Annotated in this window: 18 protein-coding genes; 17 read left to right on the forward strand and 1 reads right to left on the reverse strand. The window is 38.3% G+C overall.

Going from position 1 to position 16,379, the window contains the following annotated elements:
* The first annotated feature begins 9 nt into the window (after positions 1–9).
* The 8 genes from ppgK (at position 10) to MED134_RS02965 (ending at position 7,259) form a co-directional block, all read left to right on the forward strand.
* The gene (gene ppgK, locus MED134_RS02930) at positions 10–753 is read left to right on the forward strand and encodes a polyphosphate--glucose phosphotransferase (protein ID WP_021778860.1); all 744 of its coding nucleotides are present in this window, start codon (positions 10–12) and stop codon (positions 751–753) included.
* 112 nt (positions 754–865) lie between these two features.
* Positions 866–3,385: a M14 family metallopeptidase gene (locus MED134_RS02935; RefSeq protein WP_021778859.1), complete on the forward strand. Its 2,520-nt coding sequence runs from the start codon at positions 866–868 to the stop codon at positions 3,383–3,385.
* A 28-nt stretch (positions 3,386–3,413) separates the two neighbouring features.
* Positions 3,414–3,674, forward strand: a complete 261-nt coding sequence (locus MED134_RS02940; protein WP_021778858.1) for a hypothetical protein — start codon at positions 3,414–3,416, stop codon at positions 3,672–3,674.
* A 239-nt stretch (positions 3,675–3,913) separates the two neighbouring features.
* Complete coding sequence (locus MED134_RS02945) at positions 3,914–5,122, forward strand: MDR family MFS transporter (protein WP_021778857.1); 1,209 nt, start codon at positions 3,914–3,916, stop codon at positions 5,120–5,122.
* A 34-nt stretch (positions 5,123–5,156) separates the two neighbouring features.
* Positions 5,157–5,912, forward strand: coding sequence for a DJ-1/PfpI family protein (locus tag MED134_RS02950; RefSeq protein ID WP_021778856.1), 756 nt, complete (start codon positions 5,157–5,159; stop codon positions 5,910–5,912).
* 4 nt (positions 5,913–5,916) lie between these two features.
* Positions 5,917–6,549, forward strand: a complete 633-nt coding sequence (locus MED134_RS02955) for an HAD family hydrolase (protein ID WP_021778855.1) — start codon at positions 5,917–5,919, stop codon at positions 6,547–6,549.
* Between the two features lie 7 nt (positions 6,550–6,556).
* A complete protein-coding gene (gene arsC / locus MED134_RS02960) occupies positions 6,557–6,904 on the forward strand; it encodes an arsenate reductase (glutaredoxin) (protein WP_021778854.1) in 348 nt (115 codons plus the stop codon).
* Between the two features lie 22 nt (positions 6,905–6,926).
* Positions 6,927–7,259, forward strand: coding sequence for a hypothetical protein (locus MED134_RS02965; protein WP_021778853.1), 333 nt, complete (start codon positions 6,927–6,929; stop codon positions 7,257–7,259).
* A gap of 151 nt (positions 7,260–7,410) precedes the next feature.
* Here MED134_RS02965 and MED134_RS02970 read toward each other — a convergent pair whose 3' ends face one another.
* Entirely contained in the window at positions 7,411–7,764 is a 354-nt protein-coding gene (locus MED134_RS02970; RefSeq protein ID WP_021778852.1) for a 4Fe-4S dicluster domain-containing protein, read from the reverse strand.
* 62 nt (positions 7,765–7,826) lie between these two features.
* Here MED134_RS02970 and MED134_RS02975 point away from each other — a divergent pair, with 62 nt between their 5' ends.
* From MED134_RS02975 to MED134_RS03015, 9 genes are all read left to right on the forward strand, one after another.
* Positions 7,827–8,912, forward strand: a complete 1,086-nt coding sequence (locus tag MED134_RS02975) for an acyl-CoA reductase (protein ID WP_021778851.1) — start codon at positions 7,827–7,829, stop codon at positions 8,910–8,912.
* Positions 8,913–8,979: 67 nt separating this feature from the next.
* Positions 8,980–10,044 carry a 3-phosphoserine/phosphohydroxythreonine transaminase gene (serC, locus tag MED134_RS02980; protein ID WP_021778850.1) on the forward strand — a complete coding sequence of 355 codons (1,065 nt, stop codon included), beginning with the start codon at positions 8,980–8,982 and terminating at the stop codon, positions 10,042–10,044.
* 31 nt (positions 10,045–10,075) lie between these two features.
* Positions 10,076–11,026, forward strand: a complete 951-nt coding sequence (locus MED134_RS02985; RefSeq protein WP_021778849.1) for a D-2-hydroxyacid dehydrogenase — start codon at positions 10,076–10,078, stop codon at positions 11,024–11,026.
* A gap of 158 nt (positions 11,027–11,184) precedes the next feature.
* Positions 11,185–11,820, forward strand: coding sequence for a DUF937 domain-containing protein (locus tag MED134_RS02990; protein WP_021778848.1), 636 nt, complete (start codon positions 11,185–11,187; stop codon positions 11,818–11,820).
* Positions 11,821–12,024: 204 nt separating this feature from the next.
* Positions 12,025–12,432, forward strand: coding sequence for a DUF6146 family protein (locus MED134_RS02995; protein WP_038596968.1), 408 nt, complete (start codon positions 12,025–12,027; stop codon positions 12,430–12,432).
* An 18-nt stretch (positions 12,433–12,450) separates the two neighbouring features.
* Positions 12,451–12,969, forward strand: a complete 519-nt coding sequence (locus MED134_RS03000; protein WP_021778846.1) for a DUF6787 family protein — start codon at positions 12,451–12,453, stop codon at positions 12,967–12,969.
* 3 nt (positions 12,970–12,972) lie between these two features.
* Positions 12,973–13,305 carry a hypothetical protein gene (locus tag MED134_RS03005; protein ID WP_021778845.1) on the forward strand — a complete coding sequence of 111 codons (333 nt, stop codon included), beginning with the start codon at positions 12,973–12,975 and terminating at the stop codon, positions 13,303–13,305.
* Positions 13,306–13,343: 38 nt separating this feature from the next.
* The gene (locus MED134_RS03010) at positions 13,344–15,740 is read left to right on the forward strand and encodes a TonB-dependent receptor (protein ID WP_021778844.1); all 2,397 of its coding nucleotides are present in this window, start codon (positions 13,344–13,346) and stop codon (positions 15,738–15,740) included.
* Between the two features lie 37 nt (positions 15,741–15,777).
* Positions 15,778–16,338: a hypothetical protein gene (locus MED134_RS03015; protein WP_038600843.1), complete on the forward strand. Its 561-nt coding sequence runs from the start codon at positions 15,778–15,780 to the stop codon at positions 16,336–16,338.
* Positions 16,339–16,379 lie beyond the last annotated feature (41 nt).

Below are 16,379 nucleotides of genomic sequence, written 5' to 3' on the forward strand. Positions count from 1 at the left end.
CCATCATAGATGAAGATATTAGGTATCGACATAGGCGGAACGGGAATAAAAGGTGTCCCAGTAGATCTGGATACAGAAGAGTACATAGGTGAACGTTTTAGAATAGAAACCCCGCGCCCTGCAAAACCTAAGGCTGTAGCAGATTGTGTACAGCAACTCGTAGATCACTTTAACTGGACAGGACCTATAGGAATAGGGTTTCCTACCGTTATCGTAGATGGTAAAGCTATGGCATATGGTAATATGCACAAGAGCTGGATGGGTGTACAGATAGATGAACTTTTTTCTGAAAAAACCGGTTTACCTTGCTCTGTTATAAACGATGCAGATGCCGCAAGTCTCGCCGAAGTTAGATACGGAGCCGGAAAAGATTTAAAAGGTCTGGTAGCCGTGATTACAGTGGGTACAGGTATAGGCTCTGGACTTTGCTATAACGGTAAACTCATCCCAAATTTTGAATTTGGCCGTATTCCATATAAGAAGAAACCTATTGAAAAGTATGCAGCAAACTCTGTAAGAAAGGAAGAAAAACTCACTTTTAAAGAGTGGGCAGAGCGCTTTAATTTCTTTCTTAAAAATGTAGAATTAATATGTACACCTAACCATTACATAATAGGCGGTGGTATAAGTAAGCATATGGCAGAGTTTGAAAGATATCTTACTACAGATATTCCTATTGTTGCGGCAAAAACTAAGAATCACGCTGGCATTATAGGAGCTGCTTGTGGCTATCTAGATAAACTAGAGCGCTAGTCTTGTGTTCATATCCAATACAACTCCATATTTTAGTTAACAATTGTTACGTGCAGGCGTTAGTTCTTTTGCTTATTTTTAGAGTCTAACAACTCAAAAAATAGCTTATAGAATGCGCTTACTACTCGTACTTATTACCCTACTATTAAGTAGCATATCTACACTCGCACAAAGCGGAAAGGTAGATATGGATTACTATTTACCTACAGATGTCACTTACAATCCAAATATTCCTACACCAGAAAGTGTTTTAGGCTACACACCTGGAGAGTGGCACGTGAGTCACGACAAGTTATCAGAATATATGCGCACGCTTGCAGCAGCAAGTGACCGTATGACTATAGAAAGTCGAGGAACTACCTTTGAGGGAAGACCTATTTTATTACTAACGGTCACCTCACCTAGTAATCACTCCAATATTGAAAACATACGCAAGGAACACGTAAAACTGGTAGAAGATGGCAGTGCTAGCTTGAGTACAAGCAATATGCCTATTGTAGTATACCAAGGGATGTCTATACACGGTAATGAACCTTCTGGCGCAAATGCAGGGCTTATAGCTGCATACTATCTCGCTGCCGCTCAAGGACCTAAAATAGATACACTTCTAGATAACACCATTATACTTTTTGACCCATCTTTTAATCCAGATGGTTTACAGCGTTTTGCTTACTGGGCAAATACAAATAAGAGTATAAACATAAATGCAGACCCTCAAGACCGCGAGTATGACGAGGTATGGCCAGGTGGTCGTACTAACCACTACTGGTTTGATATGAATAGAGACTGGCTTCCAGTACAACTACCAGAGTCAAGAGCGCGTATTAAGACATTTCATAACTGGTATCCTAACATTCTTACAGATCATCACGAGATGGGATCTAACAGTAGCTTTTTCTTTCAGCCAGGTATACAATCTCGTACACACCCACTCACACCTGCGCTTAACCAAGAACTCACAAAGCAAATAGGAAACTACCACGCAGCAGCACTAGATAAAATAGGTAGCTTTTACTATACAGAAGAGAGTTTTGATGATTTCTATTACGGTAAAGGATCTACCTTTCCAGATATTAATGGTGGTATAGGTATTCTCTTTGAGCAAGGAAGTAGCCGTGGCCACGCTCAAGAAACAGAAAACGGTTTACTTGAGTTTCCGTTTACGATACGCAACCAGTTTACAGCTATATTATCTACCCTTGAGGCTGCGCAAGGTATGCGCAAGCAATTACTAGACTATCAACGTGACTTTTTTAAGAACGCTCGTGGCGAAAAAGGAAGTGGCGCATATGCTTTTGGTAGTGAGAAAGATGCAGGTAGCGCATATCACCTAGCAGAGGTCCTTAAAAGACATCAAATAAAAGTACACGAAGTAGCACAAGACTTCTCGCAAGATGGAGCAAACTTTAAAAAAGGAATGAGCTACATCGTCCCAAAAAACCAAAGACAGAGCCGCCTCATAAAAGCGATGTTTGAAAAGCGTACCACCTTTCAAGATAGTTTGTTTTATGATATAAGTGCTTGGTCTTTCCCACTCTCTTTTGGTGTAGATTTTACAGAAAATGCATCTTTAAGCAAAGCAGGCAATGAGATACAAGATTTAAAAAGAAAACCTGCCCCAACTGTAGGTACTAGTACCTATGCATACCTTATGGAGTGGCACGATTACTACACCCCTAAGGCCCTCAATACCATACTTAATAAAGGTATAAGAGCAAAGGTGGGTATGCAAAAATTTAGTATAGAAGGCATCCCTTATGACTATGGTACCATTATGATACCTGTGCAAAATCAATCGCTCAATAAGCAAGAACTAGCGAGTTTTATAAACGAAGTGGCACAAGATGCAAATGTAACCATCAAGGCAGTAAGTACTGGCCTCACAGAAGGTATAGATCTTGGTAGTAACCAGTTTAGAGCATTAGAGCCTGCTCGCGTGGCAATGATAGTAGGTGAAGGTATCAACCCGTATGATGCGGGAGAGATGTGGCACCTATTTGACACTCGTTACAATATGCGTATCACAAAAATTGATACTAAAGATTTAGGTCGTGCAGACTTGTCTAGATATACAGACATTATCTTACCTAATTTATGGGGTAATGCTATAAACAAAGGCAACACAGATAAGATAAAACAGTGGGTACGATCTGGAGGAACCCTCATAGGTTATAAAAACGTAGCAAACTGGTTTGAAAGAAATAAGATGCTAGACATAGATTTTGTAAAAACTAAAAACCCTGCAAAAAACGTGAGCTTTGAGCAACGTAGAGATTTTACAGGAGCACAAGTAATAGGAGGTGCAATTTTTGAAGCAAAGCAAGATCGCTCACACCCTATTAACTTTGGATATACGGGTGATAAAGTATCTCTTTTTAGAAACACTACGCTATTTATAAAAGCAGACTCTACAAGTTACAAGAACCCTATACAGTATACTAAATCACCGCTACAAGCTGGTTACATATCAAAAATTAACCTTAAAGCTATCCCAGAGACAAGACCATTTGTGCACCAGAGTACGGGTCGTGGTGAGGTTATCTTATTTACAGATAACACAAACTTTAGAGCCTTCTGGTATGGAACAAACAAACTGCTTATGAACGCTATTTTCTTCGGGAGCGAGATGTAATATTTATTAAAAAACTCAATTTCAGATAATGAAAATAGATTATTCAACAAAGACAACGGCACAACTGCTCTCTAACTTAAATATGATTAAGGTGCTCATTGTTGCCCTACTCATCATTTTATCATTACTTATAGGCATATCTATTTATGGTATGCTCACAAAGGACGATAATGCCACATTTATAGCAACACTAGCGGTAGGCTTATGCTGTTCGGCAACATTGCCTATGCAGTTTATGTCTAAAAAAGCAATCAAGGCAGAATTAATAAAGAGAGAAGAGACATTATAATAGAAACGTATTACGCTTTCGCGAAAGCGTACTCAACTCAATTATTTTTATAACTTTACACCACATTATGAATTTAGTCACAACATATAAACTTACCTCGTGCACACTGCTGCGCCAGACTTGATATGTTGTCACTATATGATTATAAGAAGTAACGATATTAAAGAGTCCGGCCACCACGCTGGACTCTTTATATTTATGGGCAAGCGTAGGTCTTAACAAGCTAACCAACCAACAGTATGAAAACACTGCTACGCAATTACCTTAAAACCTTTGATGGCCTATCAAGAGAGATCTGGTGGCTGTCACTCATCACGCTCATTAATAGATCTGGAGCGATGGTTATCCCGTTCTTGTCTATTTATCTCAATAAGAGTTTACATTTTAGCCTACAAGACGTCGCCTGGATAATGACTTCGTACGGTCTAGGTTCTTTTGCTGGCGCTTGGATAGGCGGTAAACTAAGTGATGTAATAGGGTATTACAAAGTCATCTTATTAAGCCTGCTCCTTACTGGTATTAACTTTTTATGGGTAATGCACGTAGAGAGTTTCTGGATGATGTGTATTTCATTTTTTGTTCTTATTGCTGTGGCAGATATGGGACGCCCTGCTTTTTTTGTAGCACTAAGCGCCTACTCAAAACCAGAAAATAAAACCCGGTCATTAACACTCATTAGGCTCGCAATAAATTTAGGGTTTTCTGTGGGGCCAGCTATAGGTGGTTTTCTTATAGCACTCGCTGGCTATAAGACATTGTTTTATGTAGACGGTATCACCTGCTTGCTTGCGGGTGTACTTATGATGCAAGTACTCAACCCTAAAAAGACTAAAGAGTTAGATAAAGAAGTAGTTGTTCAGAATCCTGTAAAACCTCTTAAGGATACGCCTTATGTATTATTCTTAATAGCACTTGCGCTTTTTGGGATCATATTTGTACAATATTTTTCTACTGTACCGCTTTATTACAAGGATGCTTATAAACTTGATGAAGACGCCATAGGTCTCATACTAGCGCTTAATGGCGCACTCATTGTTGTGTTTGAAATGCCACTCATAGCCTGGATGGAAAAAAAAGAACTTACTAATGTGCAAAGCACCATTGTAGGTTTGCTTATGACGGGCGCAAGTTTTCTATTACTACTATGGGAGACTTGGGTAGGTGTTGTTGTGATAGGTATGGTAATCGCAACCTTTGGAGAGATGATTTCCTTCCCTTTTAGCAACAAATTTGCGTTAGACAGATCTAAGCTAGGAAGACAAGGAGCATATATGGGTGTTTACAGTATGTCATTTTCTGTAGCTCATATTTTTGGTCACAACAGCGGGATGCAAATTACTGCATATTACGGCTTTCAGACCACTTGGATATTTTTAATAGGGCTCACGCTTATTGCCTGGCTCCTACTCTACATTGTAAAGAGAATGCTTGCCAAAGAAACCCTATGAGAACTCGTATCTTTATCATTAAAAAGAGAACCTAATGAAATACTATATACTACTACTTACAACGCTTATATTAATAGGTTGCAATACAGAACCTAAAACTATAGAACAGCCCGCTGTTACTAATAAGGTTGATAACGCTTTCGCGAAAGCAAAACCAGTACTAGACTCAACGCGCTACAATGTAGCCTTCTTAATTATGGATGGCACTTTTAACACAGAGCTTACGGCACCTTTTGACATTTTTCAGCATACTATTTATAGAGAAAATATAAAAGCGATGAATGTTTTTACAGTAGCAAATACCCTACAACCCGTGCGTACCTTCGAGGGGATGTATCTCCTACCAGACTTTGACTATACTAGCGAAGATCTACCTAAAATAGATATACTAGTTGTACCAAGTGCAGAGCATCACCTAGATACAGATCTGGAGGATGAAGCGCTCATTAACTTTGTAAAAAAAGTAGATAAAGAAGCTATGTATGTAACCTCACATTGCGATGGTGCTTTTGTACTAGCAAAGGCAGGTTTACTAGGCAACAGTGTCTCTACGACCTTCCCGAGTGACATCGATAAGATGCGCGAGACGTTTCCTAATCTTGATATTAGGAAAGATGTATTATTTGTGCACGATGGGAAGTATATCACCTCTGCTGGAGGTGCAAAAAGTTTTGAAGCCGCTCTCTATCTTACCGAACTTCTTTACGGGGCAGAAATTGCAAGATCGCTAGCTGGAGGGTTAGTGATAGATTGGAAACTAGATAATGTACCGCACCTTATAACAAAGTAATTATATGGAAAATTCAAAAATCACTACCGTCATATTTGACTTAGGAGGCGTTCTCATAGACTGGAGCCCCGAGTATGTATTTCTCAAAGAATTTAGAGGCGATCGAGAGAAAATGAACTGGTTTTTAGAACACGTTTGTGCTTGGGACTGGAATGTAAATCAAGATGCAGGCTATCCATTAGAAAAAGCAACCAAAGAGCGCATCGCGATGTTTCCAGAATATGAAGAGCTCATAAAAATGTATTATGGTCGCTGGGAGGAGATGCTCGGTTTTACACACCTAGACACGCTCAAAATATTAAAAGAACTAGTAGATAATCCAGACTACAGAGTTCTAGCATTAACAAACTGGAGCGGAGAGACCTTTCCTGTTGCGCTAGAAAAGTTTCCTTGGCTGCAGTGGTTTGAAGGAATTCTAGTCTCTGGTGATGAGGGTACACGCAAACCTTTTAAAGAAATTTACGACCTTATGCTAGACAGGTATCATATTAATCCAGCAGAGGCTGTTTTTATAGATGACAGTCTTAACAATGTTGAGGGCTGTAAACGCTCTGGCATAGCCGGAATTCATTTTAAAAATGCACAAACACTAGCTGTACAACTTAGAGCACTAGGTGTACACGTAACTTTACAATAATTATATAATGATTAAAATATATCACAATCCTCGTTGTACAAAAAGTAGACAAGGTCTAGCATTGCTAGAAGAATCTGGAAAAGAGTTTGAAATAGTCAAGTATCTTGATACTTCTCTTAGTACAGAGCAACTTAATGAGATTATAAACATACTTGATATTAAACCCATAGAGCTCGTTAGAAAAAATGAAGCCATCTGGAAAAGCGATTATAAAGGAAAAGACCTCACAGATGCTCAAATAGTGGCTGCGATGATTGAAAATCCAAAATTAATTGAGCGTCCCATTGTAATTCTCGATAAAAATGGCGTTATTGGTAGACCAACAGAGTTAATTAATGAACTCTTAGAGAAATAAATAACTACAATTTTAAGACATTATGAAATCAATAGTCACTCTAGCCATCGTTGCTTTTCTTGGTATGACAACCGTACAAGCACAAAAAGTTGCAAATGCGCCAGTACAAAAAGAACAAGTAAGCCAGATTGATATGCTTGCTCAAAAATTAAACCTTACAGCAGAGCAAAAGGCAAATGTTGCAAAGACTCTTACAGGTTTTAAAGCTACAGAAGATAGACTTAAAGCTAGTAATATGAATGCGACAGACAAGCAAGCAGCACTAGACAAAGTGGCAAGTCGTAAAAACGGAAACTTAAAGACATACCTCACAGATGAGCAGTATGCTATGTATGTGAAGCTTACACAGCTTTAAGAATAAAACAACATAATTTAAAAGACCAAACTTAATTCAGTTTGGTCTTTTTTTATATAATAATTCTAAAACATTGCATATCAAGACAATATGCCTAACATAAAAAAGCCACTCGTACGAGTGGCTTTTTTATTATAAATATCATAATACTCTATGCATCTTTATGCATAAAGGCTTGCTTTGCAAGTAAAACTTCATCTGTTTCTACGTGATCATCATCAGGTACACAGCAATCTACTGGACATACGGCAGCACACTGTGGCTCTTCGTGAAAACCTTTACACTCAGTACACTTATCTGGTATAATATAGTAAATCTCATCGCTCACCGGCTCTTGCGCCTCGTTTGCATCTACTTCCTTACCGTTAGGTAGTACTACATTTCCTTCCAGATCTGTACCATCTGCATAGCGCCAGTCATCTGCTCCTTCATATATTGCCGTATTAGGACATTCTGGCTCGCAGGCACCGCAGTTTATACATTCGTCTGTTATGATAATTGCCATAGGTTTCTTTTTGGGTAACTTTGCACAAAAATAATGCCTAGCCATCGATTTGCCAAAACACTATGACGCTTCAACAAAGAATTAACGCTTTTAGTAAACTCGGGACTTTCTTGAGTCAGTTCTCACGCACTAATATTGCTCAAAAAGAGGGAGTTGCACACAATGACCTATTTTTTGACGGAATGAAACATCAGTTTAAACTCGCGCGAGAAAACAACGGGTGGTTTACGCAAGAAAATATTCTTTTTGCACTTGAGGGATGGGCAGCACTCCTTACCGAAGAAAAACTTAGCGAGTGGATGAGCGGTTATAATGACGCTTTCGCGAAAGCGCAATCCCAAAAAACCGTTGCTATCATAATGGCAGGTAATATACCGTTAGTAGGTTTTCACGACTTTTTATGTGTACTTATTGCAGATCAAAAAGTTGCAATAAAACAGTCTTCAAACGATAAGCACCTACTACCCTACCTAGCCAAATATCTGGAATATGTAGCACCAGACTTTAAAGGTCGTATCTCATTTACAGAAGAAAAACTGCCTGCACACGATGCTGTGATTGCAACGGGAAGTGATAATACGGCAAGATATTTTGAATATTACTTTGGTAAGAAGCCTAACATTATAAGAAAAAACAGAAACTCTGTTGCCATACTTACGGGTGATGAGAGTGAAGAGCAACTTAAAGCGCTAGGTGAAGATATATTTAGATACTACGGTCTAGGCTGTCGCAATGTATCTAAATTACTAGTGCCAGAAGGATATAATTTTGATGCATTTTTTAAAGCTATCTACTCGTGGAGCGATGTGATGAACGACGCAAAGTATGCAAATAACTATGACTATAATAAGGCTGTATACCTTATGAGTCTTTTTGAGCTACTAGAAAATGGGTTTTTAATGCTTAAGGAAGATGAAAGTTACGGCTCTCCTATTGCTACGTTATTTTATGAAAAATATGAGTCAAAAGAATCTCTTGATTTAAAACTTTCTCAAGATGCAGATAAAATACAGTGCATTGTAGGTGATGATAAAAATCTACAAGGTTTTACATCACTTATACCATTTGGAAAGACTCAAAAACCGAATCTTCAAGATTATGCTGATGGAGTTGATACTATTGCATTTTTAGCATCGATTTTGCCATAATTTTATCATTTTATCTATAATATTCTATGGGGTTTTGAGCATCTTTGCATTTCAAAATTAGCATAAAATGAAGAAGCACAACTTTAGCGCAGGACCTTGTATTTTACCTCAAGATGTTTTTAAAGAAGCATCACAAGCCATATTAGATTTTAACGATTCTGGTTTATCCATACTGGAGATTTCTCACAGAAGTAAAGACTTTGTAGATGTAATGGATGAGGCTAGGCAACTGGCCCTAGAGCTACTAGGCCTAGAAGGTAAAGGATATAAAGCGCTCTTCTTACAGGGAGGTGCGAGCACACAATTCTTAATGACTGCATATAACTTATTGCAATCTAAGGCTGGTTATATAAATACCGGTACTTGGAGTGATAAAGCAATAAAGGAAGCTAAGCTTTTTGGGGAGATTGTAGAGGTTGCATCTAGTAAAGAGGCAAACTTTAATTACATACCTAAAGGTTACTCAATTCCAGAAGGACTAGATTATTTACACCTTACAAGTAACAATACCATCTTCGGAACACAGATAAAGGATTTTCCTGAAGTAGATTGTCCTCTTATATGTGATATGAGTAGTGACATCTTCTCTAGAGAAATAGATTTTGGACAATTTGATCTTATCTACGCAGGTGCTCAAAAAAATATGGGACCAGCAGGTACTACACTTGTTGTTATACGCGAGGATATCTTAGGTAAAGTGACACGTCAAATACCTTCTATGCTCAATTATGAAACGCATATAAGCAAAGGAAGTATGTTTAACACACCTGCAGTCTATGCAGTATATGTCTCTATGCTTACAATGAGATGGCTTAAAAACCTAGGAGGTGTAAAAGCTATTGAAGAAATTAATGATCGCAAAGCAACCTTACTCTATAGTGAGATTGAGCTTAACCCATTATTTAAAGGGTTTGCTGCCAAAGAAGATAGATCTACAATGAACGCTACATTCTCACTTACAGATGGTGATCTTAAAGATGCCTTTGATACAATGTGGAAAGAAGCCGGTATAAACGGTCTTAATGGACACAGAAGTGTAGGAGGCTACAGAGCATCTATGTATAACGCACTCTCTATGGACAGTGTAGGTGTACTAGTAGACGTGATGAGCGAGCTAGAAAGAAAAGCATAATTAAAAAAAAACGCATACAACACTATATACTATGAAAGTATTAGCAAACGACGGAATATCACAAACAGGAGTTGACGCGCTTACAGCAGGAGGCTTTGAAGTAATTACTACAAACGTAGCTCAAGATCAACTTGAGAACTATATTAACACAAATGAGATAGATGTTATACTTGTGCGTAGTGCAACCACAGTGCGTAAAGAGTTAATAGACGCTTGCCCATCTATAAAAGTTATAGGCCGTGGTGGGGTAGGTATGGATAACATTGATGTACAATATGCACGTGATAAAGGACTTCACGTGATTAATACACCAGCAGCTTCTTCGGCATCTGTTGCAGAGCTTGTTTTTGCTCACCTTTACAATGGTGTACGTTTTCTGTTTGACTCAAACCGAAATATGCCTCTAGATGGTGATACAAAATTTAAAGGTTTAAAGAAAGCTTACGCGAAAGGAACCGAGCTACGTGGTAAAACACTTGGTGTTATCGGTTTTGGACGTATAGGTCAAGAAACTGCAAAAATTGCTCTTGGTGTAGGGATGAAAGTAATCTTTCACGACCCATTTACAGAAGAGGCTACTGTTGAAGTCCCATTCTTTGATGGACAGTCGGTTTCTTTTACAATACAATCTATATCTAAAGAAGAGTTATTAAAATCTGCAGATTTTGTGACCCTTCACGTACCTGCACAAAAGGACTACGTAATAGGTAAACCAGAGTTTGAGCTTATGAAAGATGGTGCAGCAATTGTAAATGCAGCTCGTGGTGGAGTTATTGATGAAGTAGCTCTTATCGCAGCTTTAGACAGTGGTAAATTATCATTTGCAGGTCTTGACGTTTTTGAGAACGAACCTACTCCAGCCGTACAAGTACTTATGAATCCTAAAGTAAGCCTTACACCACACATAGGGGCGGCAACTGGTGGAGCTCAAGATCGCATAGGTACAGAGCTAGCAGAACAGATTATGAGTATTTTAAAATAATGCAACGACATCAAACATTTGATTTCTAAATTGAATTAATTTGCTTTTTATCGATAAAAACAAGCAAACCATCCTTTTGGATGGTTTTTTTATGGCTGTTTGTCAAACCGCTTAAATTAATTCGTAAATTGAAAACTCACAATTAAAACTAAAATAATATGTCAGGATTACTAGATCTACTTAATGGACCAATAGGAAAAACGCTCATCCAAGGAGCTAGCGCAAAAGCTGGACAATCTGAAGGAGATACTGCAAACGTATTAAGTATGGCTTTGCCAGTACTTATGGGTGCAATGAAAAAAAATGTACAAACTCCAGAAGGTGCTGCTGGATTAATGGGAGCTTTAAGTGGAAAACATAGTGGTGGTATTCTTGACCAACTAGGAGACCTTATGGGTAATGGAGGACCTAGTGATGACGTATTACAAGATGGTGCAGGTATTTTAGGACACTTACTAGGTGGTAACCAGCCACAAGTAGAAAACGCACTAAGTAGTAAAACGGGTGTAGATGCTGGTTCTATCGCACAAATTCTTAAAGTTGCTGCTCCAGTACTTATGGGTGTGTTAGGAAAACAAACACAGCAAAATAATGTAAGCGATGGTAGTGGTATGAATGCACTTTTAGGAAGTATGCTAGGAGGGCAACCACAAGAAAACCAAAGCCTTATTACAACACTACTAGACTCAGACGGGGACGGTAGCATCCTTGACGATGTAGCTGGTATGGTATTAGGAAGTAATAAAGAAAAAGGTGGTATAGGAGGCCTACTAGGTGGTCTTTTTGGAAAATAAGATTATTACACCATTTAAGATAGTAAAAGGATGCCTACGTAGGCATCCTTTTTTTTGTTCCCTAAGTGTAAGGCTACGTTCACTCAATGGTGATACTATTAATGAATGCCGCATTCTAAATTTACAATGTACAATTATCAAGCTATCGTTAATACCTTATTAATTGCTACAGAAATTATTTGTAAAACCATTAACTTTAGTATTATGAAAAAACTATGTTACACACTACTACTCACAGCGGTCATTATAGGATGCGCCAGCACCTCAAAAAAACAAGACATTACAAATAGCTCAGAGGCTATGTCTGACACGGTACGCATCGCAAATGATAGTCTTGAATACGAGATTATAATTATAGAACCTGGATTTAATCAGTGGCTAGTCACACAACCCCCTAGAGGTTATTATGAGCAGTTCTGGCTTGAGAATAGAAATGTAATTTTTGTAAATGAATATAATAATCGCGTAGTAAATACAACGCAGTATGACCCTAACCTTTACATACAACAAATAGATTACCAGCGTGGTATAGACTACGGTTATGAAGTAAACTACTTGTTATATAACTGGTTTGAATATTTTCAACAACGTAACAACCAGAAACTACGATAATCGTATTTTTGCAGCGCTATGGAAAAATTCAAATCGCGCTGGGAAATCACAAAAAACTGGCAATTTATTCACGTTATACTGGGATTAATTGCCAGTTTCATATCGGCTTTCTTACTTTCGAAAGCTATTATTTCAAAATTTTTAGAAGCAACTTCTATTACCTATCTAGTGCTTCTCTCGCTCGGTACACTCCTACTCACCTACCTTATCATTAAATTTACCCTGTGGTTATTTACAAAATTATATGACAGATGGGGCGTTAGTTATAGATGGGAGCTTATTGCAATTTTTCTTGCCTTTGCCGTAACTGGCTCAACAGCAGGTAGGTTATCTAACCCTTTAATGGAAATTATAGGCTTAGATAAAAATCTCACTAGTGGGTGGATTTATTGGCCTGTTAGAATCTTGTTAATTTTCCCAATATATCAAGTGTTATTAGTGATATTTGGTTGGTTATTCGGTCAGTACACATTCTTTAAGGCATTTGCCATAAAAATGGTTTCTAGAATGGGATTAGGCTTTATATTTACAAAATAGATTTTGAAAAAACAGAGACCACATAATTTACAACGCGCAGCTGCATTTCTTATAATGCTTGCCTTTCTATTACCTGCGCTTGTCTCTTTCATACACAGTACAGAAAACCACACACATTACGATACCTGTTCATTTGGTAATAAAACTCACGTACACGAGAAGAAGCTAGATTGTGATCTAGGAGATCTTCATATTGTAAAGGAAGGAGTTTACGCTTTCGCGAAAGCGTACCAAACAACTACAATTTTAATTAAAAAAAGTAATGATGCACAGTTAAGTACGTCATATACAACCACAGTCATAACATCTTCAGACCGCGGACCACCGTTTTGTTAAGCATTGAATAACATTCAATAATTAGCAAAACAATTTTTATGAAATTTTATTTATGGCTTAGCATTGCCTTGCTGAGCATTACAGCTACAGCACAAGAGTGCTCGTACACTTTATCTGGATACATTATAGATTTACACGATAATGAAGTGCTTGAAGAAGCAACCATTATTATAGTAGGTTCTGAGCGATCTGTGACAACAGATGCTCAAGGAAAATATGTGATTACAGATCTTTGTGAGGACCAGTATACACTACAGGTATCTCATCCTGCGTGTGAGACACAGCTTGTAAAAGTAACTGTAAGCGGTAATACAACTCGTACTATTAATATGGAGCATCACCTAGAGTCTCTAGGCGATGTAGAGATTGTTGCACACGCTCATAAAAGTAAAAGCCGTACAGCGACAGAGAGTGTGGTAGACCACAACCTCTTAGAAAATAATAGCGCAGCATCACTAGGTGATGCGCTTAAAAACCTAAGTGGTGTTACCTCTTTAAACACGGGTAACTCTGTTGTAAAACCTGTAATACAAGGTCTACACTCTAGTAGAGTAGTACTTATTACAGAGGGTACGAGATTGCAAGATCAAGAATGGGGTGTAGAACACGCACCTAATATAGATGTAAATGCAGCTGGTGAAGTCACAGTTATTAAAGGAGCGGCAGGATTGCAATATGGTGGTGATGCTATAGGAGGCACCATTATCATAGAGCCAGAGCAGGTACCTGTAAAGGATACCCTTTTTGGACGAACAATTATTACCGGTGCGACCAATGGTCGTGGAGGTTCTCTGACTACTTCTTTGATAAAATCATATAATAACGGCTGGTATGGCGGCATAAATGGAACTTTAAAACGCTTTGGGGATTTTGAAGCGCCAGATTATGTACTAAGTAACACAGCTCTGTATGAGAGAGACCTTTCTGTACGTATAGGAGTTAATAAATATCGTTATGGTGTAGAGGCTAGCTACTCGATTTTTGACAAAGAATCTGGTATTTTACGCTCATCGCACGTAGGTAATGCTGCAGATCTCTCGGTTGCTATAAACAGCCAAGAGCCCTTTGTAGTGGAGCCATTTACGTATGATATTAATGCTCCAAGACAGGAGGTACAACATCAAATTGCAAAACTAAAGTCATTTTATCGCTTTGATAACTTTGGGAAGTTAAGTGCTCAGGTAGATTACCAGCGCAATAACAGACTAGAGTTTGATATACGTCGCGACAGCGATGACTTGAGACCATCTATTGATCTACAACTTGAAACTATAGGAGGAAAAATAGATTTTGATTACACGGCAGATAATACCATTACCGCAAAGGTGGGTATTTCTGGAAGGTACCAAGATCACTTTCCCGACCCCGTTACCGGAGTAAGAAGACTAATACCAGATTACCAAGGTTATGACTTTGGTATTTATGCATTAGGGTCTAAAGACTTTGGAAAGTGGACTATAGAGGCAGGTGCAAGATATGATTACAACCGCATCAATGCAGAAAAGTTTTACATCACTAGCCTCTGGGAAGCCAGGGAATATGATGTAAACTTTGCTCAATTTGTAGTTGAAGAATTTGAAAATCAAATATTTGTAAAACCAGAATTTGAATATCATAATTTCTCAGCAACAGCAGGAGCCTCGTATGAGGTAAATGATGCGACTACGGTTTCCTTAAACTACGCACTAGCATCGCGCTCGCCTAATGTGTCAGAATTATTTTCTGATGGATTACACCAGAGTGCTGCCCGTCTAGAGCTAGGTGACCTAAGTTTTAATCAAGAAGTCGCAAATAAAATTTCATTAAATTTTACAAGATCTACAGACACTTGGAGTTTTACTATTGCTCCGTTTGCAAACTTTATAGAGGATTTTATCCTTATAGAGCCTACAGGCGTACAGCAAACGTTAAGAGGTAGTTTTCCAGTATGGGAGTATAGACAGACACAAGCTAGACTGTTAGGTTTTGACATAGATAACAACGTTCAAGTAACAGATCGTTTTGAATTTTCTAACCAGTTTTCACTGGTAAAAGGAAAGGATGTAACCTTTGATAATGCTTTAATTAATGTGCCTTCGGCGAGTACGCGTAACAGTGTTACGTATACAATGCCGTCTGTAAATAACTTAAAGCTGTCACTTGAGAGTAACTATGTATTTCGTCAAAATGAATTTCCAGACACAAACTTTGACGTTTTTCTACCTGAGACTAACACAACAGAGATAGTAGATATAAGCACACCTCCCGATGCGTATCATCTTCTCAACTTTAGAAGCTCTATTGATTTTGCAATAAATGACAAGAGCAATCTTAATGTAGGTCTTATGGTAAACAATCTATTTGACACCTCTTACAGGGAGTACTTAAATCGCCAGCGCTATTTTGCAGACGATCTAGGTAGAAATGTTTTATTACAACTTAAAATTAATTATTAAAATCACGCTTTCGCGAAAGCGTAATAACACACAAACAATGAAAAACTTTAAAAATTACACACTTATCGCCCTTACTTCCATTAGCCTTGCAGCTTGTTCTAGTGATGATGATGGAGATATTCCAGAAATAATCAACGAAGAAGAGGTAATAACAACCTTAAATCTTACACTACAGTCTGGCGCAGAAACGATCGTTCTTACATCACAAGATCTTGATGGAGATGGTCCTAACGCACCTACAATTACAGTCTCTGGCAACTTAGATGTAAGTACTGTTTACAACGGTACTGTAGAGTTTCTTAACGAAACAGAAAGCCCAGCAGAGGATATTACCGAAGAGGTAGAAGAAGAGGCAGATGAGCACCAAGTATTTTATACACCGAGCTCTGGAGTAGATGCAGCGATTGCATACGGTAACTTTGATAGTGATAACAACCCGCTTGGTACTGTAATAACACTTACTACTGGAGCAACTGCTGGTACAGGTACACTTACAGTTACCCTACGTCACGAGCCTACAAAGCCTAACGATGGAACGTTAAGTGCTGCTGGTGGTGAAACAGATATTCAAGTTACTTTTCCTGTTACTGTTGAGTAATATAAAGTAGGTATGCTTTTAATAATAAAAGGGATAGCGCT

The organism is Dokdonia sp. MED134, from assembly GCF_000152925.2.
Lineage (GTDB): Bacteria > Bacteroidota > Bacteroidia > Flavobacteriales > Flavobacteriaceae > Dokdonia.

Coding starts and splice junctions, on each gene's coding strand:
- ppgK (WP_021778860.1), top strand. CDS start 10: ATGAAGATATTAGGTATCGACATAGGCGGAACGGGAATAAAAGGTGTC.
- MED134_RS02935 (WP_021778859.1), top strand. CDS start 866: ATGCGCTTACTACTCGTACTTATTACCCTACTATTAAGTAGCATATCT.
- MED134_RS02940 (WP_021778858.1), top strand. CDS start 3,414: ATGAAAATAGATTATTCAACAAAGACAACGGCACAACTGCTCTCTAAC.
- MED134_RS02945 (WP_021778857.1), top strand. CDS start 3,914: ATGAAAACACTGCTACGCAATTACCTTAAAACCTTTGATGGCCTATCA.
- MED134_RS02950 (WP_021778856.1), top strand. CDS start 5,157: ATGAAATACTATATACTACTACTTACAACGCTTATATTAATAGGTTGC.
- MED134_RS02955 (WP_021778855.1), top strand. CDS start 5,917: ATGGAAAATTCAAAAATCACTACCGTCATATTTGACTTAGGAGGCGTT.
- arsC (WP_021778854.1), top strand. CDS start 6,557: ATGATTAAAATATATCACAATCCTCGTTGTACAAAAAGTAGACAAGGT.
- MED134_RS02965 (WP_021778853.1), top strand. CDS start 6,927: ATGAAATCAATAGTCACTCTAGCCATCGTTGCTTTTCTTGGTATGACA.
- MED134_RS02970 (WP_021778852.1), bottom strand. CDS start 7,764: ATGGCAATTATCATAACAGACGAATGTATAAACTGCGGTGCCTGCGAG.
- MED134_RS02975 (WP_021778851.1), top strand. CDS start 7,827: ATGACGCTTCAACAAAGAATTAACGCTTTTAGTAAACTCGGGACTTTC.
- serC (WP_021778850.1), top strand. CDS start 8,980: ATGAAGAAGCACAACTTTAGCGCAGGACCTTGTATTTTACCTCAAGAT.
- MED134_RS02985 (WP_021778849.1), top strand. CDS start 10,076: ATGAAAGTATTAGCAAACGACGGAATATCACAAACAGGAGTTGACGCG.
- MED134_RS02990 (WP_021778848.1), top strand. CDS start 11,185: ATGTCAGGATTACTAGATCTACTTAATGGACCAATAGGAAAAACGCTC.
- MED134_RS02995 (WP_038596968.1), top strand. CDS start 12,025: ATGAAAAAACTATGTTACACACTACTACTCACAGCGGTCATTATAGGA.
- MED134_RS03000 (WP_021778846.1), top strand. CDS start 12,451: ATGGAAAAATTCAAATCGCGCTGGGAAATCACAAAAAACTGGCAATTT.
- MED134_RS03010 (WP_021778844.1), top strand. CDS start 13,344: ATGAAATTTTATTTATGGCTTAGCATTGCCTTGCTGAGCATTACAGCT.
- MED134_RS03015 (WP_038600843.1), top strand. CDS start 15,778: ATGAAAAACTTTAAAAATTACACACTTATCGCCCTTACTTCCATTAGC.